We start from the raw sequence: 24,736 nt of genomic DNA, 5'->3' as shown, positions 1-24,736 counted from the left end.
TCCATTTTCCATTTGTGAGAGGTTAGAGCTATGAAAATAACAAAGCAAATCAAGATAAGGGACGTATTGGTTGGCGGCGGCGCTCCCATTGCGGTGCAGTCCATGACTAACACGGACACGCGCGACGCGCAGGCTACTCTGGCGCAGATTCGCGCACTGGCGGACGCGGGCTGCGACATTGTTCGCTGTGCCGTGCCGGATATGCAGGCGGCGGAGGCGCTGCGCGAAATCTGCGCCGGCTCGCCGCTGCCGGTGGTTGCGGACATTCATTTTGACTACCGTCTCGCGCTGGCGGCGATCGAGTCCGGCGTGGACAAGATTCGCCTGAATCCGGGCAACATCGGCGGCGCGGACCGCGTACAGGCAGTTGTGAAGGCGGCAAAGGAACGCCATCTGCCAATCCGCATCGGCGTAAACTCCGGCTCGGTGGAGAAGCACATTCTGGAGAAATTCGGCGGCCCGACACCCGAGGCAATGGTGGAAAGTGCGCTGTACCATGTCGGTCTGCTGAACGACTGCGATTTTGACGACATCTGCATTTCCATCAAGTCGTCCTCGGTGCCGAACACCATGCAGGCGTACCTGCTGGCGAGTGAAAAGACCGACTATCCGCTGCATCTCGGCGTGACCGAGGCGGGCACTGAGTACATGGGCACGATCAAGTCGGCGGCCGGCATCGGCGGTCTGCTGGCGCTCGGCGTGGGCGACACCATTCGTGTGAGCCTGACCGATGATCCGGTCAAGGAGGTCTACGCGGCAAAGGCGATTCTCAAGGCTGTCGGCAGAGCGGAAGAGGGCATCAACGTGGTTTCCTGCCCGACCTGCGGCCGCACGCGCATCAACCTCATCGACATTGCAAAAGAGGTCGAGCAGCGCTGCCAGAGCATTCGCGGCAAGAAGCTGAAGGTAGCTGTTATGGGCTGCGTGGTAAACGGTCCGGGCGAAGCGCGTGAAGCCGATCTTGGCATTGCGGGCGGCGACGGCGTCGGCCTGATCTTCCGCCGCGGCGAGATCATCAAAAAGGTGCCGCAGGAGCAGCTTGTGGATGCACTGATGGACGAAATCGCACATTATGAAGGAGAATAATCGTGGCTGGAAAGCTGATTGATATTTTTCAAAACTGCAAATGTGTAAATGAGGAGAAGCACCTTGCCGCAGGCGAGGTGCGTTCTCTGGCATTTGGGGATAATAACACGGTGATGGTGGTTGAGCTTGGACTGCACGAGGTTGTCAGCCGCAAGGTGATTGCCAAGGCGGAAAAGCAGATCGCGGACACCTACGGTCTTGACCGCGTGATGATCGAGCCGCGCTACAACATGCCGGGTGAGTTGTCGAACGCGTACATCAAGTCGCTGTATGACGACATGGCGTACCGCATGCCGTCGGCCAAGGGTCTGCTCGACCACACCAAGTGGGAATTTGCGGACGGTGCGCTCCAGATCCCGATGGACGAGGTGAGCGAAAAGCATTTCGCAAACGCACTGCGGCATCTGGAGGCGCGTATTCAGCGGGAGCTGGGGAGAAGCTGTCCGGTGCACGCGGTCCGCGCGGATGCACAGGATTTTGCACCCGCACCCGAGCAGGAGGAGAGCCGCGAGGAAATTCTGCACAAGGCTGTGGAGCAAGCAGCGGCAGCCGCAGCGGAAACGCCCAAGCCGAAAAAGCCGCGTCCGGCGCCGCAGCAGCACACCGGCTATCAGCGTCCGCGCGCCGAGAAGGTGCGCGAGGACGACCTCATCTTCGGCAAGCTGATTCAGGACCCCATTGTTTCGGTCAACGAGGCGATTGCCGCCTATGATATGGTGACGATTCAGGGCGAGGTGTTCTTCACCGACAACAAGGACATCCACAGCAAGAAAACCGGCAAGGATTACGTCAAGATTGCGTTTGACATAACCGACCGCACCAATTCCGTGCGCGTTTCCAAGTTCCTTGCGGCGGACAAGGCGGGCGATACGGCATCTAAAATCAAGAAGGGTCTGTACTGCACCGTGCAGGGCAAGATGGTGTATGACACCTTTGCCAAGGAGATGGTGCTCGAGCCGACCGGCATCGTCAAGGCGAAAAAGCCGGAGCGAAAGGACACCTACGAGGGCATGAAGCGCGTGGAGCTGCATCTGCACACCAACATGAGCGCAATGGACGGCATGAGCAGCACCGCATCTCTGCTGTGCCGCGCCGCCAAGTGGGGACACCGCGCGATGGCGATTACCGACCACGGTGTGGCGCAGGCGTTCCCCGAAGCACTGCACGCGCAGGAGGGCAAGCAGAAGGACACCATCGGTGACATGAAGATTATTTATGGCATCGAGGCGTACTACATCAACGACGAGAACAGTATTTCGGTCGTGCGCGGCAGGAGCGCCGAGCCGCTCGACGGCACGTTCATCGTGTTCGACCTTGAGACCACCGGACTCAATCCGGCGAGCGAGGAAATTACCGAGATTGCTGCTGTGCGCGTTGTGGAGGGCGAGATTCGTGATTCCTTCCAGACCTATGTCAACCCGCACAAGCCGATTCCGGCGGAAATCACCGAGCTGACCGGCATTTCGGACGAGACGGTAGCGGACGCGCCCGACCTCGACAAAGCCGTGCCGGAATTCCTCGCATGGGCAGGCGAGGGACAGTACCCGCTTGTGGCGCACAACGCAGGCTTCGATATGGGCTTCCTGCGGACGGCCTGCCAGAGACTGGGCATCGAGCGGGAGTTTACAAGCATTGATACCCTCGAGATGAGCCGCCTGATGCTGCCGCACATGCACAAGTTCAAGCTGAACATTCTGGCGAAGGAGCTGCAGGTCGGCCCGTTTGAGCACCACCGCGCGAGCGAGGATGCCGCCGTGCTCGGCCGCATTTACGTCAAGCTGCTGAAAAGGCTCAGGGAGGAGATGCACGCGGTTACGACTGCGGATATCAATCCGGTGCTGGCGGCGACGACCGACCGCAAGAACAAGCTGAAAAACCTGCCGCGCTATCACTTTATCATTCTGGTGAAGAACCAGGCGGGACTGCGCAACCTGTATCAGCTGATTTCCAAGAGCTTTCTGGAATATTACAACAAGCGCCCCATTATGCCGCGCAGCGAACTCATCCGTCACCGTGAGGGACTGATTTTCGGCTCGGCGTGTGAGGCGGGCGAGGTGTTCCGCGCGCTGACCAAGGGCGAGCCGTGGGAGGAGATCAAGCGGCTGGCGTCGTTTTACGACTATCTGGAGATTCAGCCGATCGGCAATAACAACTTCATGATCGCAAAGGGTATGGCGAAGGACGAGGAGCAGCTGCGCGACTGGAACCGCGATATTCTCCGCCTGGCGGATGAATTGGGAAAACCGTGCTGCGCCACCGGTGACGTACACTTCCTCGAACCCGAGGATGAGGCGTTCCGCCGTATTCTGATGGCGGGTCAGGGCTTCTCCGATGCGGACAATCAGGCGCCGCTGTACTTTAAGAGCACGGATGAAATGCTGAAGGAGTTCTCCTATCTCGGGGAGGACCGGGCGTATGAGGTGGTCGTGAAGAACACCAACATGATCGCCGACATGTGTGACGTGATTCGTCCGGTGCCGAGGGAAAACTACCCGCCGCACATCGACGGCTGTGAGGACGACCTGCGCAACATGTGCTACGAAAAGGCCAAGCGTATCTACGGCGATCCGCTGCCCGAGCCGGTGCAGGCACGGCTTGACCGTGAGCTTGGCTCCATCATCGGCAACGGCTATGCGGTTATGTACATTATCGCGCAGAAGCTGGTTACCAAGTCGCTCGCGGACGGCTATCTGGTCGGCTCGCGTGGTTCGGTCGGCTCGTCGCTCGCGGCGTTCATGTCGGATATCACCGAGGTAAATTCGCTCGCCCCGCACTATCTGTGCCCGGACGACAAATATCTCGAGTGGCACGAGGATTACTCCTGCGGTGTCGATCTGCCCGATAAGATCTGCCCGAAATGCGGTAAGCCGCTCACCAAACAGGGCTTTAACATTCCGTTCGAGACCTTCCTCGGCTTTGAGGGCGACAAGGTGCCGGATATCGACCTGAACTTTGCGGGCGAGTATCAGTCGCGCATCCACTGGTACACCGGCGAGATCTTCGGTCATGACCATGTGTTCCGAGCGGGCACCATCGGCACGGTTGCCGAGAAAACCGCGTTCGGTTATGTCAAAAAGTACATGGAGGAGCGCGGTGTTGAGTGCTCCCGTGCGGAGGAAAACCGCCTTGCGGCGGGCTGCACGGGCGTGCGCCGCACCTCGGGTCAGCACCCGGGCGGCGTTGTCGTTGTGCCCAAGGAGATTGAGATTTACGACGTCTGTCCGATTCAGCATCCGGCAGATGACCCGGATTCCGATATCATCACCACCCATTTCGAGTATCACTCCATTGACGCGAACCTGCTCAAGCTGGACGAGCTGGGACACGATGACCCGACCATTATCAAGCATCTGGAGAACCTCACCGGCGTGAACGCGCAGGAGATTCCGCTCGACGACCCGGAGACCATGAGCCTGTTCCATTCGTGCAAGGCGCTTAAGTACAAGGGCGAAAACCCGGATACCGATCCGATCCTCGGTGACCTCGGCTGTGTGGCCGTGCCCGAGTTCGGCACCAAGTTCGTGCGCGGCATGGTAAAGGAGACGCACCCATCCACGTTCGCGGAGCTGGTTTCGATTTCCGGCCTGTCGCACGGCACGGACGTTTGGCTCGGCAATGCCGCAGAGCTGGTCCGCAAGGGCATTCCGCTGTCCGGCTGTATCTGCTGCCGAGACGATATTATGAACTACCTGATCCTGCAGGGCGTCAAGCCCAAGCTGTCGTTCAAGACGATGGAGTCCGTCCGAAAGGGCAAGGGACTGACCGAGGAAATGGAAGCCGCCATGAACGAGCAGCATGTGCCCGAGTGGTACATCGACTCGTGCAAGAAGATCAAGTATATGTTCCCGAAGGCGCACGCCGTTGCCTACGTTATGATGGCGTTCCGTATCGCGTGGTTCAAGGTGCATCGTCCGCTTGCGTTCTATTCGGCGTACTTTTCCATCCGTGCCAAGGGCTTTGATGCGTCCTGCATGATCAAGGGCGACAAGGTCTGTCTGGACAAGATGACCGAACTGCGCGGCAAGGAGCGCGATAAGACGATTTCAGCGGCGGAAAAGGACATGATGACGACCCTTGAGGTCTGCCACGAGTTTTACCGGCGCGGATTTACGTTCGAGCCGATGGACGTTTATAAATCGGACGCAACGCGCTTTCTCGTGACGGAAACCGGTTTGATTCCGCCGTTTACATCCATGCCGGGCATCGGTGAGCAGGCGGCGCTCAGCATCGTGGAGGAGAGAAAGAATGGTAAGTTCCTCTCGGCGGAAGAGCTGATCGTCCGGTGCCCGAAGGCGTCCAAGGCGGTCGTCGAGCTGCTCGAGCAGATCGGCGCGCTTGGCTCCATGCCGAAAACAACGCAGATGACCCTCTTTTAGAAAGGTGTGACGATTATGGCAAAGTACGAAAAGCATCTGACGGGAAATTTTGACGAGCTGCTGGAGCTTGTAACGGACGGCGTGCTGAACGGCAGCATGTCTGCGTCCTACGAGAACGGCTCGGATTGGACAAACGGCACGGTCCGCTGCGCGGTGCGTGTGTTCGAGCGTTACAGCTACATGGGCGGCAACCGCGTCAGCATGAATGTCACTCTGGTCGGCAACGACCGCGATCTGTTTCTCTCCGCCATCACTTCGGGCGGCAGTCAGGCCGTGTTCTTCAAGCTCAATACCCTCGGCGAGGAGAGCTTTCTGGAAAAGCTGGTGCCGATCGTGGAGAACTATGCAAGACGGTAAACATTCGTGCTGGTTCTGCTGGGGAGACAGCGCGCACGCCCTTCTGCGGGAAGCGCAGATATGCTATCCCTCTGTGTTCCCAAAAGCCGAGGTTTTCGGCCCGCAGGACGATCTCAGCGAAGGCACACTGCAAAACTGGAACGATCCGGCGGCGCGTGAGCAGATGCTTCGGGTACGCTATGCGGATTTTGATGCGGACACGTCCGATGCCTTCGTGCGCGAGAACGAGCGGGCGGCGACTGCGCTCGATACCGCGGATGAAATCGTGCTATGGACGGCGCAGGACTGCCCCGCAGAGCGGTGCATGATGCTGTCCCTTATCAACCACTTGCAGGGAAGGGACGTTCCGATCTGGCTGGTCGAGGTGAGCGAGATGCCGCTCATCGAACTGCGCGAGCCAGAGGGCACGATCGGCGGCGCGACTGCCATCGCCGTCATGATGGATGATAAGATACCGTGGTATTGGCGGCTGTTCCGCCATCCGCTGACGTGGTGGTATCTGCGAAAACGCAAAAAGCTGGCGCGTCAGGAGACCCGCGCGGGCGGCACGGTGCGCTACGGCCTTGTCGGCGAGATGGAGTATCGTGCCGCGCCGTATTTCTGGGAAAAGCGGCGGCGGCTCACCGATGAGGAACGCCAGCGCGCCGCCGAACAGTGGGCGCAGCTTGTGCGTGAGGACGCGATGCTCCGCGCGGTCGTGAATGGGGAGGTGCGCTCGGTCGGTGAGGATTTCTACGACGAGATCATCCTTTCCTGCGTCAGCAAGACAGAAAAAACAGCGGCCATCGCCATCGGCAGCGCAATGGCAAAGATCGATGCTGAAATGTGCAGCCGCGTCGGTGACCTGCTGATCTACCGCCGTCTGCGCGCGCTGGCAGATGCAGGACGGGTCGCGCTCGTGCGCACCGAGCCGCAGGAGGCTGGCGGCGCACCGTATTGGGGCGTCAGCGTCAAGCGCACCTGCTGAGCGGATGCGAAATAAGGACTTGACAGACCTTGGTTTGATATGGTATCATTTCATCATGATAAAGCGATAAAGGAGCAGCGGAGCCATGAACCGTTTTCGTATTTCCACCCCGGAGGGTACCCGAGATCTGTTATTTTCCTCGTGCCGTGCGCTGCGGCAGACGGAAAATGCTGTGCGCGACGCGCTGGAGGAGCGCGGCTACAGCGAGATCATCACCCCGGCGGTTGAGTATTTTGATGTATTTGCGCAGGCAAACCCCGAGCTGGATCAGGATCAGATGCTGAAGATCATCGACAAGTCCGGCCGCATTTGCGTGGCGCGTCCGGATAACACCACGCCGATCGCGCGTATCGCGGCCACCCGACTGGATGACGCAGCGCTGCCGGTCCGGCTGTATTACAGCCAGAAGGTGTTTCGCTCGGTGTCCGGCGACCACGGCCACAAGGGCGAGTTCCTGCAGGTCGGCGCGGAATTTATCGGCGCGGACGGTCTGGAGGCCGACAAGGACATTCTCACGGCTGCGTTTGCCGCACTCAGCAAGACCGGTGCGGACAACTTCCGCGTAGAGCTTGGTCACGCTGAGATCTACAAGGCGCTGATGGATGAGCTTGGCGCGGATGCACAGTCCGCCGAGGGCATCCGCCGCCTGATCGAGAACAAGTCGTTTGCCGCGCTCGGTGACGCACTTGAGCCGTTTAAGGGCAAGCCCGCCGCAAAGGCGCTCAGCGCTATGCCGAATCTGTTCGGCGGCATCGAGGTGCTCGACGAGGTCGAGTCGCTCACCGGCAACGTGCGCGTGCTCGGCGCGACCGCTTATCTGCGCCGGCTGTATCAGGCACTGGATGAGGCAGGCTACGGCGACCGCATCATGATCGACCTCGGCCTTGTCCACGAGATGGATTACTACACCGGCATCATGTTCCGCGGCTACATCGGCGGTGCGGGCGCGGCGATTCTCGCAGGCGGCCGTTACAACGCGCTGTGCGCCAAGTTCGGCAAGGATATGCCCGCGGGCGGCTTCGGCATTGACGTGGAGAGCGTCGCGGACAGCCTTGCAGGACAGAGCCGTCCTGAGGTCGCAACCCGCCGGGATACCGTGCGTATCGCACTGACCAAGGGCCGTCTGGAGAAGAAAACGCTCGCGCTGCTCAAGGCCGCAGGCTACGATATCTCCGAGCTGGAGGCCGGAACGCGCAAGCTCATCTTCACCCTGCCGGACAGCGGCGTGGAGATCGTGCTTTCCAAGGCCGCGGACGTAATCACCTACGTTGAGCACGGCGTGTGCGACATGGGCGTGGTCGGCAAGGATACCATCATGGAAAAGGGCGGCAGTTTCTATGAAATGGTAGACCTCGGCTTCGGCAAATGCCGCTTCGCCCTCGCCACCAAGAAGGGCAAGGACGTGTACGGCGGCTATAAGACCCCGGTGATCGCTACCAAGTATCCGGCGGTCACCAAGGCCTTTTTCAATAAGAAGAATATGGACGTTGAGACTATCAAGATCGAAGGATCGGTCGAGCTGGCGCCGCTGCTCGAGCTGGCGGACGGCATTGTGGATATCGTGGAGACCGGCACGACGCTCAAGGAGAACGGCCTCGAGGTCGTTGAGAATGTAGCGCCCATCTCGGCAAGAGTTATCGTCAATCTCGCCAGCGCGAAGATGAAGAAGGCAGCGATTCAGAAGGTTATTGCAGAACTGGAAAGTGGCCTGGAGAGGTAAGCCAATACCTATATAACATAAATCATATCCATAGGGCGGGGTGCCCTGCGGAATATTGATACCAATGCCGGTGGACGAAAACGGTTGACACAAAAGGGGAATACCACAATGTTTATGAAAACAGTCCTCGCGGACGGACAGGCAGAGCAGCAGGTCATCCGCGAAATGAAAGCCCGTGCGGCTGGTGCGCGCGGCGATATTGAGCAGATTGTCCGCGGTGTGATGGCGGACGTACAGCAGCGCGGCTGGGATGCGGTCGTGGAGTACGCCGAGCGGTTTGACGGCAAGGCGCCGTACATTGTCGAGCCGAAGGTGCTGGACGATGCGTACAACGCCTGCGACCCGAAGCTGATCGCGGCGCTGGAAAAGGCGGCGACGAACATCCGCGACTACCACGAGCAGATGCTCGTCAAAACGTGGGAGTGGAACCGCTCGGGGGGCGAAACGCTCGGTCAGACCGTGCGCGGGCTTTCGCGCGTCGGCATTTATGTGCCGGGCGGCACGGCAGCGTATCCGTCGAGCGTGCTGATGAACGCCATTCCGGCCAAGGTTGCCGGTGTCGGTGAGCTGATTATGGTCACGCCGCCGACCGAAAACATGTCCAACGAAGTGCTTGCGGCGGCGAAGATCGCCGGTGTAGATACCGTTATTGCCATCGGCGGCACGCAGGCGATTGCCGCGCTGACCTACGGCGCAGGCTTTATCCCACAGGTGGACAAGATCGTCGGCCCGGGCAACGCCTTTGTTGCGGCAGCCAAGAAGCTGGCGTTCGGCACGGTCGATATCGACATGATCGCCGGTCCGTCCGAGGTGCTGGTCATTGCCGATCACACCGCCAACCCGACCTACGTTGCCGCCGACCTGCTCAGTCAGGCCGAGCACGACAAGCTGGCTTCCGCCGTCCTGCTGACCGATTCCATGGCGCAGGCGCAGGCGATTTCCTGCGAGATGGAGCGGCAGGCAAAGCTCCTCCCGCGGTGGGACATCATCAAGGAGAGTGTGGCGAACTACGGCTGCGCCATCGTGTTTGACGACCTGAAAGACGCCTGCAGGATGGCTGATGTGGTTGCACCCGAGCATCTGGAGGTCGTAACCGCCGCTCCGCGTGAGCTGCTGCCGTACCTGCACAACGCAGGCGCGATCTTCCTCGGTCAGTATGCGCCCGAGCCGCTTGGTGACTATATGGCAGGCCCGTGTCACGTTCTGCCGACCTCGGGCACGGCAAGATTCTTCTCGCCGCTGTCCACGGACACGTTTTTGAAGAAAACCAGCGTTATCGAGTACACGCGGGACGCGCTCGAAAGCTATGCACAGGATATTATCGCGCTCGCGCAGAGCGAGCATCTGGACGCGCACGCAAACTCCATCGCGGTGCGCTTTGCGGAGGAAAACAACGATGAGAACCGCTGAAATCAAACGAAAGACCAAGGAAACCGACATTTCGCTCAAGCTGACGCTCGAGGGCGGCGAACGCAAGATCGACACCGGCATCGGCTTTTTCGACCATATGCTGAACAGCTTTGCCGTGCATTCCGGCTTCGGTCTGGAACTGACCTGCAAGGGCGATCTGGAGGTGGACGGTCACCATTCGGTCGAGGACTGCGGCATCGCGCTCGGTCAGGCACTGGCACAGTGCGTCGGTGACAAGGCGGGTATCGCGCGTTTCGGACAGGCGTTCGTGCCGATGGATGAGGCGCTCGGCTTCTGTGCGCTGGATATCTCCGGCCGCCCGTACCTCGTGTTCGACGCACCCATGCCGCAGCCGATGTGCGGTCAGTACGACACCTGCCTGACGGTCGAGTTCATGCGTGCGCTGGCGGTACACGCCGGACTGACGCTGCACCTCAAGTGCGAGTACGGCGAGAACGCGCACCATATCACAGAGGCGCTGTTCAAGGCGCTTGCACGCGCGCTCAAGCAGGCCGTTACCGTGACGGGCGGCGGTGTTCTGAGCGCGAAGGGTGTTCTCTAAATTTCAAAAACATGGCGCCAACCGTTACGGCAGGATGAGGTCATCCCGCCCTGCGGAACAGATTCCGAGAGGTACAACATGAGTTATATTGCAATCGTAGATTATGGCGCAGGCAATCTGATGAGCGTACACAACACGCTTGATTACCTGGGTTATGAAAATAAAATCGCGGCTTCGGCGGACGTGATCGAGAACGCCGCGGGCGTGATCCTGCCCGGTGTAGGCGCATTTCCGGATGCGATGGCGGCGCTCGAGCACTCCGGTTTGACGGAGGTCGTGCTGAAAGCTGCAAAAGGGAAACCGTTCCTCGGCATCTGCCTCGGTATGCAGATGCTGTTCGAGGAGTCGGACGAGGTGCGCCCGTGCAAGGGTCTGGGATTGCTCCCGGGCCGCATCGAGCGCATCGAAACCGAGCTCAAGCTGCCGCAGATCGGCTGGAACGCGCTGGACATCCTGCGCCCGAACGCCATGACCGAGGGACTGGAAAACGGCAGTTATGTGTATTTTGTGCACAGCTTCATGGCGCATCCGGCGGATGAGAACGACCTTGCCGCCGTGACGGATTACGGCACGCGCGTGCCGGCGATGGTGGCACGAGGCAGCCTGTTCGGGTGCCAGTTTCATCCGGAAAAGAGCGGTGAAGTGGGACTTCGGATGCTCCAAAACTTTGCAAAACTGACGGAGGTGGGAAAATGAGAGTTATCCCGGCGATCGATTTGAAAGACGGACAGTGCGTGCGCCTGCAAAAGGGCGACTACGGCACTGCACATAAAGTGGCAGAGAACGCAGTTGAAACCGCGAAGCGGTTTCTCGAGGCGGGTGCGACACTTGTCCACATGGTAGACCTTGACGCAGCCAAGGACGGCTCGCACGCGAATTACGGCGTGGTAGAGCAGGTCATCCGCGAAACCGGCGCGACGGTCGAGCTCGGCGGCGGCATCCGCTCTATGCAGGACGTTGAAACCGTGCTTGCACTGGGCGTTTCGCGTGTCATTATCGGCTCGGCGGCGGTGCGTCATCCGGAGTTCGTGGCCGAGGCCGTGAAGAAGTACGGCGACAGGATCGTGGTCGGCATCGATGCCAAGAGCGAAACCGTCCGCACGGACGGCTGGCTGGATGACAGCGGCGAGAATTACATCGCGTTCGCGGAGCGCATGGAGGCGATGGGCGTGAAGCACATCATCTTCACCGACATCGATAAGGACGGTATGCTGGCAGGCCCGAACTTCGACCAGCTGGCCGCGCTGCGCGCCTCGGTTTCGTGCGAGATCATCGCCTCGGGCGGCGTTTCCACCCTTGAGGACATCGCAGGACTGAAAAAGCTCGGCATCGACGGCGCTATCGCGGGCAAGGCGGTGTATACCGGCACCCTCGATTTGGCAAAGGCCATCGAACAGGCCAAGTAACCGCCCTACGGTTACGATTGAACCTTCGATTTGAACGGAGTGAAAAACTTGTTAGCAAAACGCATCATCCCCTGTCTGGACGTAAAGGACGGGCGCGTGGTAAAGGGCGTGAACTTTGTCGGGCTGCGCGACGCAGGCGACCCGGTCGAGCTGGCAAAGTTCTACTCGCAGGAGGGCGCGGACGAGATCGTGTTTCTCGACATCACCGCCACGAGCGACAACCGCGACACCATTGCCGACGTTGTGCGCCGCACCTGCCGTGAGGTATTCGTGCCGGTCACGGTTGGCGGCGGCATCCGCACCGTGGACGATTTCCGCGAGATTTTACGCGCCGGTGCAGATAAAATTTCCATCAATTCCTCGGCGGTCAAGAATCCCGATCTGGTGAACGCCGCTGCGGAGAAGTACGGCAGCCAGTGCGTTGTGGTTGCGATCGACGCGCGTGCGAACGCCGAAATGCCGTCCGGCTTTGAGGTTTACGTTGCAGGCGGCCGCACCCCGACCGGCAAGGACGCGGTTGCGTGGGCGAAAGAGGTTTACGAGCGCGGCGCAGGCGAGATCCTGCTGACCTCGATGGACAAGGACGGCACCAAGTCCGGCTTTGACCTAAAGCTGACCAAGGCGGTCGTGGACGTGGTCGGCATTCCGGTCATCGCGTCCGGCGGCTGCGGCTCGCTCGAGCATTTCTCCGAGGTGTTCGAGAAAACCGGCTGCGATGCTGCACTGGCGGCCAGCCTGTTTCATTATCGGGAGCTCACGGTCGGTGAGGTCAAAAAACACCTGAAAGAGAAGGGTATTCCGGTTAGAAAATAAAGCACAGGCTATACCGTAGTCGGCGCACCCTACGGTAAACATGAATCATTACCTTAATAGGGAAGTGAATATTTTGGATTTAAGCAAATTTTTTGTAAAGGCACCTCTGGTTCCTGTCGTGTGCCAGGATGAGCGAAACGGCGAAGTCCTGATGCTCGGCTACGCGAACGAGGAGGCCCTGCAGCTGACGATGGACACCGGCACGGCGTGGTTTTTCTCGCGCTCGCGCCAGAAGCTGTGGAACAAGGGCGAGACTTCGGGCAATTTTATCTTTGTCAGCAGGATTCTGTCCGACTGCGACGATGACACGCTCATCTATGTCGGCACGCCCAAGGGTCCGGTCTGCCACACCGGACACCGTACCTGCTTTTTCACCACGCTGTGGGAGAAGCCGGAAGAAAAGTAAAAGGAGAGCAGTATTATGAATTCGTTTGAGCAAATGGAAGCCGTTATCGCGCAGCGCCGCGCCGAGCCGCAGGAAGGCTCGTACACCTGCTATCTGTTTGAGAAGGGCATTGACAAGATTCTCAAGAAGGTCGGTGAGGAGTGCGCCGAGACCATCATTGCAGCCAAGAACGGCGACAAGACCGAGCTGGTCGGTGAGATCAACGACGTATTCTACCACATGATGGTAATGATGAACGAGTGCGGCGTGACCATGGAGGATGTCTGCAAGGAAATGGACATCCGCGCCCAGAAGATCGGCAACCTGAAGAAATTCCACGTTTCCGACCACAACACCTGATTTAGACTGCTGCAAGACTGCAGTTTCGAGATAATATAGGACCTGTGCCAAAAATGCACAGGTCTTATTGTTTTGTCGGAAGGAATATGGTATGATGAACTTGAGGTGAGCAATATGCGCAGAAAAGACAGAGAAATCACCGGCCGAGAGAACATCGAGCCGATCCTGCAGGCCTGCAAGGTCTGCCGCGTCGCCATGACCGGCACGGACGGCTGGCCGTACGTCATTCCGATGAACTTTGGCTACACCTGGGATGAGGACGGGCTGACGCTCTACTTTCACGGCGGCGTGAAGGGCAAGAAGATTGATTCGCTGAGGGCCGACCCGCGTATCTGCTTTGAGCTGGACTGCGAGGAGGGTCTGACCGGCGAGGGCGACTTGGCCTGCCGGTACAGCTATGCATTCTCGTCCATCGTGGGGTACGGCAAGGTCGAGTTCGCGGAGGACAATGAGGAGAAACGGCAGGGCTTTGACGTTATCATGCAGCACCAGACCGGCAAGGGCGGCTGGACGTACACGGACGCGGCTCTGTCCGTCACCGAGGTGATGCGCGTGCGCGCGGAGTCGTTTGAGGCCTCGCGCAAGGCGCCGAAGAGATGAGCATGAAGCACATCGGTACCAAAATTCTGGCAGGCGTGCTGGTGGTGCTGCTGGCGGGAGCGGGCGTGCTGATCTGGCGCAATCTGCCGGAGGATGCACCGCGCCTGCAGGAGCCGGAGGAGACCGTTCGGCAGGAGCCGGAGGTGCAGCCGGACACCACAGCGACCCTGTGCGTGGCGGGCGATATTGTGGCGCACATGCCGCTTGTCGCGGATGCGTGGAACGGCGAAGCGTATGATTTTACGCACCTATTTGCGGACGCAAGACCGTATTACGAGGCTGCGGATTACACAACGGCCTGTCTGGAGACCACGTTCAACGGTCCGCCGTATTCGGGCTATCCGCAGTTCTGCGCACCGGATGCGCTGGCCTACGGCCTGAAAACGGTCGGGTTTAACCTGCTCTCCACGGCGAGCAACCACAGCATGGATACTTGGTACAGCGGTCTTGTTCGCACACTGGATGTGCTGGACGCCGCCGGTCTGGAGCACGTCGGCACTTACCGCACACAGCAGGAGCGCGATGCGGTGAAGATCATCGACGTGGGCGGCATCAAACTGGCCATGCTGGCGTACACGTTCAGCACAAACGGTCTGCCGGTGGACAGCGAGCACCCGTACTGCGTCAGCGTCTACACGAGCGACTACATGACCGACTGCAGTGCGGTGGATTACGACCTCATCCAGTCGGATCTGGATAAGGCGGGGCAGTCCGGTGCGGATGCGATCGCCGTGTATGTACACTGGGGAAACGAGTACCACACCGAGCCGTCCGAGCAGCAGGAGCAGCTGGCAGACTACCTGTTTGCGCACGGTGCGACACTGGTGCTCGGCGGGCACGCGCATGTGCCGCAGCCGATGGAGCTGCGGACGCTGCCGGACGGACGCACCGGCTATCTGTGCTACTGTCTCGGCAACCTGATCTCTAATCAGTTTGACCCGTACACCAACCTGACGGCGGCTGTCACGCTGACACTCACCAAAAGCGGCGAGACCGGACAGGTGACGGTTTCCGGCGCGGAGTACGCGCCGATGTTCATGCTGCACGCAAGCGACTCCAACGAGGGACGCTACCGCCTGCTGGATATTCGGAAATCCATGCAGGATTTTGAGCAGGGGGATACGTCGGTTGTAAACCGGTCGGTATATGACCGAATGAAGCAGGGACGTTCCGATCTGCACCGTATCTTCGGCACGGATGAGGTGCTTTCGCTTGCAGCCTAAGAAAACCAGCAGGTTTCCCTGCTGGTTTGAGGCTGTCGAAAAACTCCGTTTTTCGAGCAGCCTCTCGATTGAAACCACGCTTTCAATCGAATCTTGACGAAAAGCCGCGCCCTACGGGCACAATTTTTCGTCCCTTGTATAATTCCCGAGGTACACGCCCCCGGGAATTATGAATTTGCTGTGCAAATTCTATTTTATGCGTGCTGCCGCACGAAAAATAAAAACGATAGATTGACTTTATCGACAGACTGAAACCAGCAGGTTTCCCTGCTGGTTTTTTAACACTTTGGTAACATTTGATTTTCGACACGGTGTTGACTTGCGGACACAACGCTGATAAAATAAGTACCATCCACAGAAAACCGTCCTGCTGAGCACCAAGGAGGAAAATGCTCATGCCCGAAGCCAAAAACAACCGCAGAGTACGCTTTACACGGTCTGCGCTGCGTGAAGCCCTGATTGACCTGATTCTGGAGAAGCCGCTGGTCTCTATCACGGTCAAGGATATCTGCGCGAGAGCGGACATCAACCGCTCGACCTTCTACCTGCATTTCAAGGACGTGACCGACATCCTTCGCACGACCGAGGACGAGATCATCGAGCACATGCACGAGCATGCGCCGATGCACGAACGGGAGTGCCGCGATCTGCAGGAGATCAAGGGATTCTTTATCGACTTTCTGGAGCAGATCCGGAACAATCCGCGCATAATGAAGGTGATTCAGGTGCTGTGCAGCGAGCAGGGAGACCCGTATTTTGTACGCAAGCTGCAGACCATGACGTATGAAGCCTTCCTCGACGGCTGGGATATGCACATGATGCTGGAAATGAGCGAGCAGCGGAAGCTGCTTGTGTTTTCGTATATCATTTCGGGCATGGTATCCATGCTGTCCACCTGGGCGACCAGAGCGCAGGACACGCCGACCGAGCAGGTCGTATCGCTTTTGATGGGGTTGATGTGGCACGGACTGGACTGTTTCGCAGCATCCGACCCAAAAAGTGCTTTTCCGACCGAATAAGCCACTTGACATTTCTATGGGAAGATGGTATATTATAACTGCTTCGTAAATAAGCAATGTTTTCCGTCGATAGCATTGCAGATCGGCCCTTTTCGGTGTATTCCGGGAAGGGTCGATCACTTTTTATATAAAAACTTTGAGGGGGAGAAGGAATTGCACAAACAGGGAGCTTTGCGCGAATTCGGGCACTATGCCGCGATGAACATCCTGGGGATGATCGGCATTTCGTGCTACATTCTCGCGGATACATTTTTTGTCGCACAGGGCACGGGCTCGCTCGGATTGGCGGCGCTCAACATCGCCATACCGGCGTACAACCTGATGAACGGCATCGGCCTGATGCTCGGCGTGGGCGCGGCAACGCAGTACATGATCGCGCGGGCGCAGAACGATCAGAGACAGGCGGACAGCGTATTCACGCACGCGGCGGCACTCGGGCTGCTGCTCGGCGTGCTGTTCCTGCTCGGCGGACTGTGCTTTGCGCAGCCGATCGCGCTGCTGCTCGGCGCGGACGCGCAGACACTCGGCATGACGACAACCTACCTGCGCATGCTGTGGTGCTTCGGGCCGTTCTTTGTGATGAACAACGTGCTGCTGGCGTTTACGCGCAATGACGGTGCGCCGACCGTTGCCATGTGCGGCATGATCGCGGGCAGCCTGTTCAACATCGTGTTCGATTACATTTTCATTTTCCCGTGCGGACTGGGCATGTTCGGTGCGGCGCTTGCGACCGGCTTTTCGCCGTTTGTCAGCATTCTGGTGCTGCTGACGCACCTGCGGAGGCCGTCCCGCGGATTCCATCTTGTCAAAACGCCGCTGCGTGTCAGCCGTGTGCCGAGCCTGTGCGCGCCCGGTCTGTCCTCGCTCATCGGTGAAATCGCCTCCGGCGTGGTGCTGCTGCTGTTCAATCTGGTGCTGCTGCGCCTCAGCGGCAATACCGGCGTGGCGGCTTACGGCGTGGTGGCCAATCTTGCTCTGGTGGGAATCGCTGTCTTTACCGGACTGTGCACCGGCATACAGCCGCTGGTCAGCCGCAGCTCGGGTCTCGGTGACAGGGAACAGATGCGGCGGCTGTTCCGTTGGGGCATCTGCACCGCGCTCGGGATTGCAGCCGTGCTGTGCGTGTCGGTTTTCCTCGGCGCGGAGCCGCTGACGGCGGTGTTCAACAGTGAGCATGACCCGCAGCTTGCCGCCTACGCGGAGAGCGGCCTGCGGATCTACTTCACAGGTTTCCTGTTCGCGGGCGTGAACATGGTCACGGCAGCATTTTTCAGCGCGTCGGATAAGACCGTGCAGGGCTTTGCCATTTCGCTGCTGCGCGGCGTGATTGCTGTGCCGCCGATCCTGTTCCCGCTCGCGTGGGTGCTCGGCGTCGATGGCGTCTGGCTGACGTTCCCGATGGTGGAGCTGGTCACGGCGGTCGCCGCACTTGTCTGGGCGCGGAAGTACATTATTGAGAATTAGTAATTGTGCGAGGCAGGAGTTTTCCTCGAAGGTGCAGATTACTGTAGGGGCGGACCAATGTGTCCGCCCTTTTTTAACAATAATCAATCTGTAAAACTGTATAATGTGCCATAAAACAGCGAAAAAGACGTGCATTGCACGTCTTTCGCTTAACAGGATTTCATCTGTATGGTATAATACTGGTGTTGCCCTACTTATTCCCGGCAACGGGAAGGAGGTGCGCCAAGTGAACTTCACCGTATCGTTAATCTGCTCCATTATGGCAAATGTAATTGCACACTACATTTGCAAGTGGCTGGATGAGCAGAAGTAAGGCAACATCAGCCCCGGCTTAAGCCACCGAAAAACGGAATAGAAAACCCCCGGAGACTGGTACTCTCCGGGGGTTTTCGCCAAGTGAACTAATTCATATCGTTGCTTATAGTATAGCACCGATTGTGAAATAATGCAAGCGTTTATCCTGTTAAACTTACAGATCTTCCACAAGCGCCTTAAACAGCTTGCCGCGTTCCATGAAATTCTTGAAGCGGTCGAACGACGCGCTGGCCGGACTCATGATAACGACATCGCCGCTTTCTGCGCGGGCAGCGGCCTCCTGCACGGCTGTTTCGAGGTTCTCCACCTCAACGATCGGCGGGTGTTCCCCCTCGATATTCTCCACGCACTCGCGAATCTTGGGTGCAGTAGCGCCGGTGAGCAGCAGCAGCTTTACATGGTCGCAGATAGGCTGACCGAGCACGTCATACGGGATATGCTTGTCGTAGCCGCCTGCGATCAGGATGACCTTCTGCTGGAAGGAATTCAGGCCTGCGATGGTTCTCGTTGGACTGGAGGCGATGGAGTCGTTGTAATACTTCACACCGTCCTTCTCGCGCACGAACTCGATGCGGTGCTCAACGCCGCCGAACGTGGTCGCCACAGCGCGGATATCGTCGTCAGAGGCATAACCCTGCACGACAGCCGCCGCCATCATCATGTTGTACACGTTGTGCGCGCCCGGAATGCGGATATCGGATGCGGGCATCAGCTCACGGCGCACGCCGCCGTCTGCGATGTAGATCATGCCGTCCTTGAGGAACACGCCGTTGGCCAGCTCCTGCGTTTTGCTGGTGCAGAACAGATTGCCGGACGCCTTGAGCGAGCGCGTCACCTCATCGTCGAGATTGAGGATCAGCTTGTCGTTTTCGCCCTGATTGCGGTAAATGGCAGTCTTGGCCTGCACATACTCGTCAAAATCCTTGTGGTAGTCCAGATGATTGGGCGTCAGATTGGTAATCGCCGCAATGTGCGGAGAGTGCTTCATGCCCATCAGCTGGAACGAGGACAGCTCCACAACTGCAAGGTCGTTTTCGGTCATCGTGTCCACGCGGGGGAGCAGGGGCGTGCCGATATTGCCGCCGAGATGCACGGTATAGCCCGCGTGCTTCAAAATCTCGCTGACGAGCGTGGTGGTCGTGGTCTTGCCGTCCGAGCCGGTGATGCCGATGATCGGACACGGGCAGACCGCGAAGAAAAGCTCCATCTCGCTGGTGATCTCCGAGCCATTTGCACGCGCCTTCTCAAGAAAACGCGGGTGAACACCCGGAGTACGGAAGATAACGTCCTCATCGAGCGCATCAAGGTAATGCGGGCCGAGAACGAAGTCTACGCCGAGGGTAGCGAGGGTAGCATAGCCGTCGCCAAGCTCGGTGGGTTCTTTTTTGTCATGCACGGTAACGCGCACGCCTGCAGCGCGCAGCATACGGATGAGCGGCATATTGCTCACGCCCGCGCCGATTACGCCGACCCGCTTATCCGACAGGCCGCCGAGGTATTGTTCTAATGCTGTCATAAATGCGTAACACCGCCTTTGTACGAGGAACAGTATACATGATTTTTCATGATTTTGCAAGTCCGGTTTGACGGCAGGCGATTTTTACGGTATAATGCTATTTGTGACTGGTGCAGACGGTCGCGTGCCTTCGGGCATGAGGAAAGTCCGGGCTGCACAGGGCAAGGATAACGGATAACGTCCGCCGAGGGTGACCTTAGGAATAGTGCAACAGAGATATACCGCTGTTTTATGTCCGCATAAGGCAGTAAGGGTGGAAAGGCGAGGTAAGAGCTCACCACGTCCCATGGTAACATGGGAGGTCTGTAAACTCTATCCGCAGCAACGCCGACTGGGACTATGATTTGCCCGATCGTCCCGACTGGCGGCTTGAGATGCACGGCAACGTGCATTCGAGATAGATGACCGTCCACGACAGAACCCGGCTTACGCACCAGTCATGCCATAGCACCGCAGGAGTTTGCTCTTGCGGTGCTTTTTATATATATAATTAGTAATTAGGAATTAGTAATTAGGAATTATTTAGAGGGGGAGTGGAGAGAGCGTAAGATGCAGCTGGTTCGCGCCCTGCGGGATGGGTGCATAAAATCCGCGATTGAAATTTGTCGCATCCACCATATTCGGCACCGAAAAAATTTGTTATACTTTAGGTAAAGGATAGGAGGTGCATTTTATGAAAGGACTGGGAAAACGAATCCTCGTGATGGCGGCTGTGACGGCGGTCTGTGTGTGGGCAGCCGGAAAATCCGGCTACGCGGTAAAACCGTACCGGCTGGATGAAACAGAGCTTGCACAGCAGGTGCAGATGCTCAAGGAGAACAATCTGACGATGTTTTCCGGTGTAACGATATACGATGGTATCGTGATCGGTGACACGGCGTATTATGTAATGACGCAGGAGGGCATCGAGCAGGAATGCTTTCTGGGCGAAATGACTGCGAAACGCAGCTGGCTCGGTACATGGAAATTTTACAGTATGGGCTCCGGCGATTCCGGCATTAACTACGATATCACCTGCTGCGGCGGACACAATTTTTTGCTGCTGAGCGGCAAGGAACCGGAACAGCAGGTTGCAAAGGTGACGCTCAACTGGTATGGACAGACCTATGAGATGACGAATGAGAGTGCAAAGCCGTATTTTCTGCTCTGCACCGAGCTGACCGGATACATGCCGGAGGCTGGGTTGCCCTCGGCGGATATGTTCCGTTTTTACGATAAAAACGGCAAGGAGATTCCGCGCTGGTACGATTCATACAGCGGCTCGGCAGATGGTTCAAGTATTGCGGTCGCACAAGGCAGCATTTATAAGGCGGAATAAACAAGGAGCACCTGCGGTCGGCAGGTGCTTTCTTTTGATACCGAGATTGAATGGTTTGCGGGCGAACACTGTTCGCCCCTGCGGTAAAGCCGGCGATTACTCGACGCAGCGCAGACGGAACTCGCGCAAGGATAGCGACAATTCCTAATTACTGATGATCCGAACTTGCTTACAGCTATATAAATGTGTTATAATAAAATTTAATTGGACACACACAAGGGGAGGAACCACTGTTATGATGATCGAATGTCCGCACTGTCATATGGAAACCGAACACAAGGTGATCGACCATATCAATATCGACCGAAATCCCGAGCTGCGGGCAAAGGTACAGGATCTGTCTGTCTTTCGTGTAAAATGTCCAAACTGCGGCGAAACCGTGCTCGCCGTACACCCGTGTCTGTACCATGACATGGCAAACCAGTTTATGGTATGGCTGTGGACCGAGGACGGTCAGGTTCCCAAGGCGGAATTTGATCCGCTGGCAGGCTACACCCTGCGTGTGACCGACAGCCTCAACACCTTCCGTGAGAAGATCAACATCCTCGAGCGCGGTCTGGACGACCGTACCATTGAGATCATGAAGCTGCTGCTGTTCGCACAGCTTAACCGCGACCTCGATGTTGTCGAGCTGCTCTTCCACGAGCTGGATGAGCGCACGGGTGATTTCCGCTTCGTGGCCGTGCTTTCCGACGGCGCGGAGCAGTATGCCGCCATGCCGGGCGCGGCGTATCAGCGCCTGCACGCGGATGTGGAAACCTATCTGTACACGCCGGGCGGCGAGTTCTCGCGCATTGATATGACGTGGGCGCATCAGGCACTCGAGCTGCTGCACGAGATGGGCTGACGGTTTACCTTCTCCGCAGGGCATAAAAAAGGACGTGCTGTTCAAACACGTCCTTCGATTATTTTTTCATTCTCAGCCGATAAGCAGCTGCACCAGCGTACCGCCGATCACGGCGGTGGCAAACGTTGCGGCGATGACCGGCAGGGCACGATGACGGCCTTCCTTCTCCTCGAGCAGAACGATGTAGCCGAAGCCTGCGCCGGTGGAAAGACCGGCAACCAGAGCGCCGAAGCTGATCGTGCCGCCGACAAACAGCTCGCTGAGCAGCACGCTCATCGCACAGCTCGGGATCAGACCGAGCACTGCGCACAGCAGCGGCTGGAAGATGCTGTTGGTCAGCATGAGGGAAGCGACACGCTCCTCACCGATGCCGTGCACGACCATGTTGAGCGCGAACAGCACGACAAACAGGAAGATGGTGGTCTTGATGGTGTGGGACAGGATGTTCGCCACCGGCGAGGTCTCACAGCCGCAGTCGCCCATCTCGATCTCGAGCGGGCCGTCGGTTCCGGCTTTGTGCTTACGGAACACGGTGCAGCGCAGAATATAGCCGCCGATGACCGCGATCGCAAACTTGACCACGAGCAGCAGCACCACCTGCTGTACGCTTGCGCCGCCTGCCAGCATGATGGGCACCGCCTCATCCGAGGTGGCAAGGAACACGGCAACCAGCGTTGCCGGTGCAAGAAAGCCTGCCGAGAACAGCGCGGACGCTGCCGCGGAAAATCCGCACTGGGGGATGGAGCCGGCGAGCGCGCCGACCACCGGACCGAACTGCGCCGCACGCGAGAGCAGCTCCGGCGTATTGGTCAGCCGGTTTTCAATGTAGTACAGCAGTGCGTACACGACCAGCAGCAGCGGTACGGTCTTGAGTACATCGAAAAATGCTTCCGGCAGAACGTGATGGATAATTTCTAACAAATAGGTCACCTCATAGTTGATCTGTGGGTTGATAACATTCGTGTTGTCTCAGGGACAATTATAATAAGTATAGCATAGAACCCAGTCCGCAGGCAAGCGGGATTTGCCGGACTGCATACCAAAGATAGCAAAAGGAATCGAATATTTACCATGAAATTTAACGAACTCAAGTTGGAGAAAAACATCCTCAAGGCACTGAAGGAGGCCGGCTATTCCGAGCCGACGCCCATTCAGCAGCAGGCGATCCCGCCGGTGCTCGAGGGCCGCGACCTGATGGGCTGCGCCCAGACCGGCACGGGCAAGACCTGTGCGTTCTCGGTGCCGATCATCCAGCGTCTGGCAAAGAGCGAGGGCGGAAAGGGAACCATCCGTGCGCTCATCCTCACGCCGACGCGCGAGCTTGCTCTGCAGATTTACGAAAACGTGTGCCAGTACGCGCGCTACATGCCGTGCAGTGCGGCGGTCATCTTCGGCGGCGTATCGCAGGTGCCGCAGGTCGAGGCAATCGAACGCGGTGTGGACATTCTCATTGCTACGCCGGGCCGTCTGTGGGATCTGATGGGCCAGAAGATCGTAAAGCTGGACAAGGTAGAGTTTTTCGTGCTCGACGAGGCCGACCGTATGCTGGACATGGGCTTCTTCCCGGATGTCAAGCGCATCGTGAAATTCCTGCCGAAAAAGCGCCAGACCCTGCTGTTCTCGGCTACCATTCCGGTGGAGATCGCTGATCTGGCAGAGAAAATGCTGCATGAGCCGGAGCATATCTCGGTAACGCCGAGCGCAAAACCGGCGGACAAGATCGAGCAGCAGCTTTATTTTGTAGAAAAGCAGGAAAAGCGGGAACTTCTGCCGGATATCATCCGTCAAAGCAATGTACACCAGGTTCTGGTGTTCACCCGCACCAAGCACGGCGCAGACAGGGTCGCGCGCGACCTCAACCGTGCGGGCATCAAGACCAAGTCCATCCACGGCGACAAGTCGCAGAATCAGCGCCAGCGTGCGCTCGCGGACTTTAAGGAGTGCAAGATTGCGGTTCTGGTTGCGACCGACATTGCCGCGCGCGGCATCGACATCAACGACCTGCCGCTCGTTATCAACTTTGACCTGCCGAACATTCCGGAAACCTATGTGCACCGTATCGGCCGCACCGGCCGTGCCGGTCAGGAGGGCACCGCGATTTCCTTCTGCGACCGCTCCGAGCGTCCGTACCTCAAGGATATCGAAAAGCTGATCGGCAAGCGCATTCCGGTTGCCGGTGAGATTCCGCACGAGGAAAAGGAGGAGGAGAAGCGCGAGTCCGGTCAGCGCAAGACCGCGAACAAGCGCAGCCGCTGCAAGCCGGTCTCCGAGAACGCCACCGCCGAGGAGGTCGCCGCAGACGCTGCCCGCGAGAAGGAAGCCAAAAAGAAGGCGCGTCAGGCGAGAGCGAATGCCAAGCGTCCGTCCCGCCGCGAGAAGGCTGCCGAGAAGCAGACCGAGCAGCAGGCGAAGGCAGCCGCGCCGCGCTCCCGCAAGGGCAGAAACGACCGAAACGATAGAAATGATTCGAGCCGCAGAGGCCGCCGGAACGACCCGTACGCCCGCTTCGAGAAGAACGAGCCGCGCGTAGACGCCCACACGCCGAGCCGCGCGTATGCGCTCAGCGATGAGGCTGCCGCACGCATCCGCAGAAAGGTCGAGGTCGCACTGGCCGCTCGTGCCGCAAAGGCGGATGGCAAGGCCGCTCCGCAGCAGGAGAAGAAGGGCAGGGGACACGGCAGCAGGTCTGCGCAGAAGCCCGCACCGCAGCAGAACAAGACGGCACAGAGCAAGACGACGAACCATCGTCATAGACGCCGTCGTACCCCGAACAGCAACCGCAAGGGTTAAGAAGTTGCTGTCATAACCATTGCACACCGCCTGAACGGCTTTTTTGCCAGCATACTGCGTTGTTTTCCCTTGCAATCCGTCAGGATTCCTGCGGAAAAACGCCTTGTCTGCTGACAAAAAATCTCGTTCATCCGGCGCACTCTGGCTATGAAAGCAACTTCAGCGATAGAGACAAACCTGAACCGTATCCCGCGGTTCCCGG

21 protein-coding genes and 1 other RNA gene are annotated in these 24,736 nt (G+C 58.3%); 20 read left to right on the top strand and 2 right to left on the bottom strand.

Annotated features, from left to right (window positions below; genetic code table 11):
* Nucleotides 1-30 precede the first annotated feature (30 nt).
* The 16 genes from ispG (at nucleotide 31) to PGY33_RS00220 (ending at nucleotide 17,748) form a co-directional block, all read left to right on the top strand.
* Nucleotides 31-1,086, top strand: coding sequence for a flavodoxin-dependent (E)-4-hydroxy-3-methylbut-2-enyl-diphosphate synthase (ispG, locus tag PGY33_RS00300; protein WP_270476858.1), 1,056 nt, complete (start codon nucleotides 31-33; stop codon nucleotides 1,084-1,086).
* Between the two features lie 2 nt (nucleotides 1,087-1,088).
* Nucleotides 1,089-5,462, top strand: coding sequence for a PolC-type DNA polymerase III (locus tag PGY33_RS00295; RefSeq protein WP_270476857.1), 4,374 nt, complete (start codon nucleotides 1,089-1,091; stop codon nucleotides 5,460-5,462).
* 15 nt (nucleotides 5,463-5,477) lie between these two features.
* The gene (locus tag PGY33_RS00290; protein ID WP_118285354.1) at nucleotides 5,478-5,819 is read left to right on the top strand and encodes a DUF6054 family protein; all 342 of its coding nucleotides are present in this window, start codon (nucleotides 5,478-5,480) and stop codon (nucleotides 5,817-5,819) included.
* Nucleotides 5,806-6,786 (top strand): DUF3658 domain-containing protein, encoded by a 981-nt coding sequence (locus PGY33_RS00285; RefSeq protein ID WP_118480428.1) that lies wholly within the window; start codon nucleotides 5,806-5,808, stop codon nucleotides 6,784-6,786. The genes PGY33_RS00290 and PGY33_RS00285 overlap by 14 nt, the downstream gene beginning before the upstream one ends.
* 85 nt (nucleotides 6,787-6,871) lie before the next feature.
* Nucleotides 6,872-8,506, top strand: a complete 1,635-nt coding sequence (gene hisZ / locus PGY33_RS14430; protein WP_118480430.1) for an ATP phosphoribosyltransferase regulatory subunit — start codon at nucleotides 6,872-6,874, stop codon at nucleotides 8,504-8,506.
* Between the two features lie 108 nt (nucleotides 8,507-8,614).
* The gene (hisD, locus tag PGY33_RS00270; protein WP_118480432.1) at nucleotides 8,615-9,916 is read left to right on the top strand and encodes a histidinol dehydrogenase; all 1,302 of its coding nucleotides are present in this window, start codon (nucleotides 8,615-8,617) and stop codon (nucleotides 9,914-9,916) included.
* Complete coding sequence (hisB, locus tag PGY33_RS00265) at nucleotides 9,903-10,478, top strand: imidazoleglycerol-phosphate dehydratase HisB (protein ID WP_270476856.1); 576 nt, start codon at nucleotides 9,903-9,905, stop codon at nucleotides 10,476-10,478. Before hisD ends, hisB begins: the two co-directional genes overlap by 14 nt.
* A gap of 78 nt (nucleotides 10,479-10,556) precedes the next feature.
* On the top strand, nucleotides 10,557-11,174 hold the full coding sequence (gene hisH / locus PGY33_RS00260) for an imidazole glycerol phosphate synthase subunit HisH (protein WP_270476854.1): 618 nt from the start codon (nucleotides 10,557-10,559) through the stop codon (nucleotides 11,172-11,174).
* Complete coding sequence (hisA, locus tag PGY33_RS00255) at nucleotides 11,171-11,884, top strand: 1-(5-phosphoribosyl)-5-[(5-phosphoribosylamino)methylideneamino]imidazole-4-carboxamide isomerase (protein WP_270476852.1); 714 nt, start codon at nucleotides 11,171-11,173, stop codon at nucleotides 11,882-11,884. The genes hisH and hisA overlap by 4 nt, the downstream gene beginning before the upstream one ends.
* Before the next feature lie 48 nt (nucleotides 11,885-11,932).
* Nucleotides 11,933-12,697, top strand: coding sequence for an imidazole glycerol phosphate synthase subunit HisF (gene hisF, locus PGY33_RS00250; protein ID WP_270476850.1), 765 nt, complete (start codon nucleotides 11,933-11,935; stop codon nucleotides 12,695-12,697).
* Nucleotides 12,698-12,770: 73 nt separating this feature from the next.
* Nucleotides 12,771-13,103, top strand: a complete 333-nt coding sequence (hisI, locus tag PGY33_RS00245; protein WP_118646253.1) for a phosphoribosyl-AMP cyclohydrolase — start codon at nucleotides 12,771-12,773, stop codon at nucleotides 13,101-13,103.
* Between the two features lie 15 nt (nucleotides 13,104-13,118).
* Nucleotides 13,119-13,442, top strand: coding sequence for a phosphoribosyl-ATP diphosphatase (hisE, locus tag PGY33_RS00240; RefSeq protein ID WP_118285349.1), 324 nt, complete (start codon nucleotides 13,119-13,121; stop codon nucleotides 13,440-13,442).
* A gap of 114 nt (nucleotides 13,443-13,556) precedes the next feature.
* Nucleotides 13,557-14,042 (top strand): pyridoxamine 5'-phosphate oxidase family protein, encoded by a 486-nt coding sequence (locus tag PGY33_RS00235; protein ID WP_118480440.1) that lies wholly within the window; start codon nucleotides 13,557-13,559, stop codon nucleotides 14,040-14,042.
* Between the two features lie 2 nt (nucleotides 14,043-14,044).
* Nucleotides 14,045-15,265 (top strand): CapA family protein, encoded by a 1,221-nt coding sequence (locus PGY33_RS00230; protein WP_158575167.1) that lies wholly within the window; start codon nucleotides 14,045-14,047, stop codon nucleotides 15,263-15,265.
* 395 nt (nucleotides 15,266-15,660) lie between these two features.
* Nucleotides 15,661-16,284 carry a TetR/AcrR family transcriptional regulator gene (locus tag PGY33_RS00225; protein ID WP_158575169.1) on the top strand — a complete coding sequence of 208 codons (624 nt, stop codon included), beginning with the start codon at nucleotides 15,661-15,663 and terminating at the stop codon, nucleotides 16,282-16,284.
* A gap of 153 nt (nucleotides 16,285-16,437) precedes the next feature.
* Nucleotides 16,438-17,748 (top strand): MATE family efflux transporter, encoded by a 1,311-nt coding sequence (locus PGY33_RS00220; protein WP_243022923.1) that lies wholly within the window; start codon nucleotides 16,438-16,440, stop codon nucleotides 17,746-17,748.
* Nucleotides 17,749-18,217: 469 nt separating this feature from the next.
* Here PGY33_RS00220 and murD read toward each other — a convergent pair whose 3' ends face one another.
* Entirely contained in the window at nucleotides 18,218-19,579 is a 1,362-nt protein-coding gene (murD, locus tag PGY33_RS00215; RefSeq protein WP_270476845.1) for a UDP-N-acetylmuramoyl-L-alanine--D-glutamate ligase, read from the bottom strand.
* Nucleotides 19,580-19,683: 104 nt separating this feature from the next.
* On the opposite strand from murD, the gene rnpB reads away from it, so the two are divergent.
* The 3 genes from rnpB to PGY33_RS00200 all read left to right on the top strand — a co-directional run bounded on the left by rnpB (nucleotide 19,684) and on the right by PGY33_RS00200 (nucleotide 21,744).
* Nucleotides 19,684-20,023: RNase P RNA component class A (rnpB, locus tag PGY33_RS00210), an RNA gene on the top strand.
* Between the two features lie 229 nt (nucleotides 20,024-20,252).
* Nucleotides 20,253-20,897, top strand: a complete 645-nt coding sequence (locus tag PGY33_RS00205; protein WP_270476844.1) for a hypothetical protein — start codon at nucleotides 20,253-20,255, stop codon at nucleotides 20,895-20,897.
* A gap of 235 nt (nucleotides 20,898-21,132) precedes the next feature.
* Nucleotides 21,133-21,744: a CpXC domain-containing protein gene (locus PGY33_RS00200; protein WP_116704948.1), complete on the top strand. Its 612-nt coding sequence runs from the start codon at nucleotides 21,133-21,135 to the stop codon at nucleotides 21,742-21,744.
* A 72-nt stretch (nucleotides 21,745-21,816) separates the two neighbouring features.
* Here the strand turns inward: PGY33_RS00200 and PGY33_RS00195 are convergent, their stop codons facing one another.
* Nucleotides 21,817-22,665: a putative manganese transporter gene (locus PGY33_RS00195; protein WP_147356922.1), complete on the bottom strand. Its 849-nt coding sequence runs from the start codon at nucleotides 22,663-22,665 to the stop codon at nucleotides 21,817-21,819.
* A 150-nt stretch (nucleotides 22,666-22,815) separates the two neighbouring features.
* Between PGY33_RS00195 and PGY33_RS00190 the strand changes: the two genes are divergently transcribed.
* Complete coding sequence (locus PGY33_RS00190) at nucleotides 22,816-24,534, top strand: DEAD/DEAH box helicase (RefSeq protein WP_270476841.1); 1,719 nt, start codon at nucleotides 22,816-22,818, stop codon at nucleotides 24,532-24,534.
* Nucleotides 24,535-24,736 lie beyond the last annotated feature (202 nt).

The sequence above is a fragment of the Butyricicoccus sp. AF18-9LB genome (assembly GCF_027684505.1).
GTDB classification, from domain to species: domain Bacteria; phylum Bacillota; class Clostridia; order Oscillospirales; family Butyricicoccaceae; genus Agathobaculum; species Agathobaculum butyriciproducens.
This window is presented reverse-complemented; position numbering and strand designations above follow the sequence as displayed.

What these genes read in the sequence shown, in the direction of transcription:
- ispG (WP_270476858.1), top strand. Translation starts at nt 31, where the DNA reads ATGAAAATAACAAAGCAAATCAAGATAAGGGACGTATTGGTTGGCGGC.
- PGY33_RS00290 (WP_118285354.1), top strand. Translation starts at nt 5,478, where the DNA reads ATGGCAAAGTACGAAAAGCATCTGACGGGAAATTTTGACGAGCTGCTG.
- PGY33_RS00285 (WP_118480428.1), top strand. Translation starts at nt 5,806, where the DNA reads ATGCAAGACGGTAAACATTCGTGCTGGTTCTGCTGGGGAGACAGCGCG.
- hisZ (WP_118480430.1), top strand. Translation starts at nt 6,872, where the DNA reads ATGAACCGTTTTCGTATTTCCACCCCGGAGGGTACCCGAGATCTGTTA.
- hisD (WP_118480432.1), top strand. Translation starts at nt 8,615, where the DNA reads ATGTTTATGAAAACAGTCCTCGCGGACGGACAGGCAGAGCAGCAGGTC.
- hisB (WP_270476856.1), top strand. Translation starts at nt 9,903, where the DNA reads ATGAGAACCGCTGAAATCAAACGAAAGACCAAGGAAACCGACATTTCG.
- hisH (WP_270476854.1), top strand. Translation starts at nt 10,557, where the DNA reads ATGAGTTATATTGCAATCGTAGATTATGGCGCAGGCAATCTGATGAGC.
- hisA (WP_270476852.1), top strand. Translation starts at nt 11,171, where the DNA reads ATGAGAGTTATCCCGGCGATCGATTTGAAAGACGGACAGTGCGTGCGC.
- hisE (WP_118285349.1), top strand. Translation starts at nt 13,119, where the DNA reads ATGAATTCGTTTGAGCAAATGGAAGCCGTTATCGCGCAGCGCCGCGCC.
- PGY33_RS00235 (WP_118480440.1), top strand. Translation starts at nt 13,557, where the DNA reads ATGCGCAGAAAAGACAGAGAAATCACCGGCCGAGAGAACATCGAGCCG.
- PGY33_RS00230 (WP_158575167.1), top strand. Translation starts at nt 14,045, where the DNA reads ATGAAGCACATCGGTACCAAAATTCTGGCAGGCGTGCTGGTGGTGCTG.
- PGY33_RS00225 (WP_158575169.1), top strand. Translation starts at nt 15,661, where the DNA reads ATGCCCGAAGCCAAAAACAACCGCAGAGTACGCTTTACACGGTCTGCG.
- murD (WP_270476845.1), bottom strand. Translation starts at nt 19,579, where the DNA reads ATGACAGCATTAGAACAATACCTCGGCGGCCTGTCGGATAAGCGGGTC.
- PGY33_RS00205 (WP_270476844.1), top strand. Translation starts at nt 20,253, where the DNA reads ATGAAAGGACTGGGAAAACGAATCCTCGTGATGGCGGCTGTGACGGCG.
- PGY33_RS00200 (WP_116704948.1), top strand. Translation starts at nt 21,133, where the DNA reads ATGATGATCGAATGTCCGCACTGTCATATGGAAACCGAACACAAGGTG.
- PGY33_RS00190 (WP_270476841.1), top strand. Translation starts at nt 22,816, where the DNA reads ATGAAATTTAACGAACTCAAGTTGGAGAAAAACATCCTCAAGGCACTG.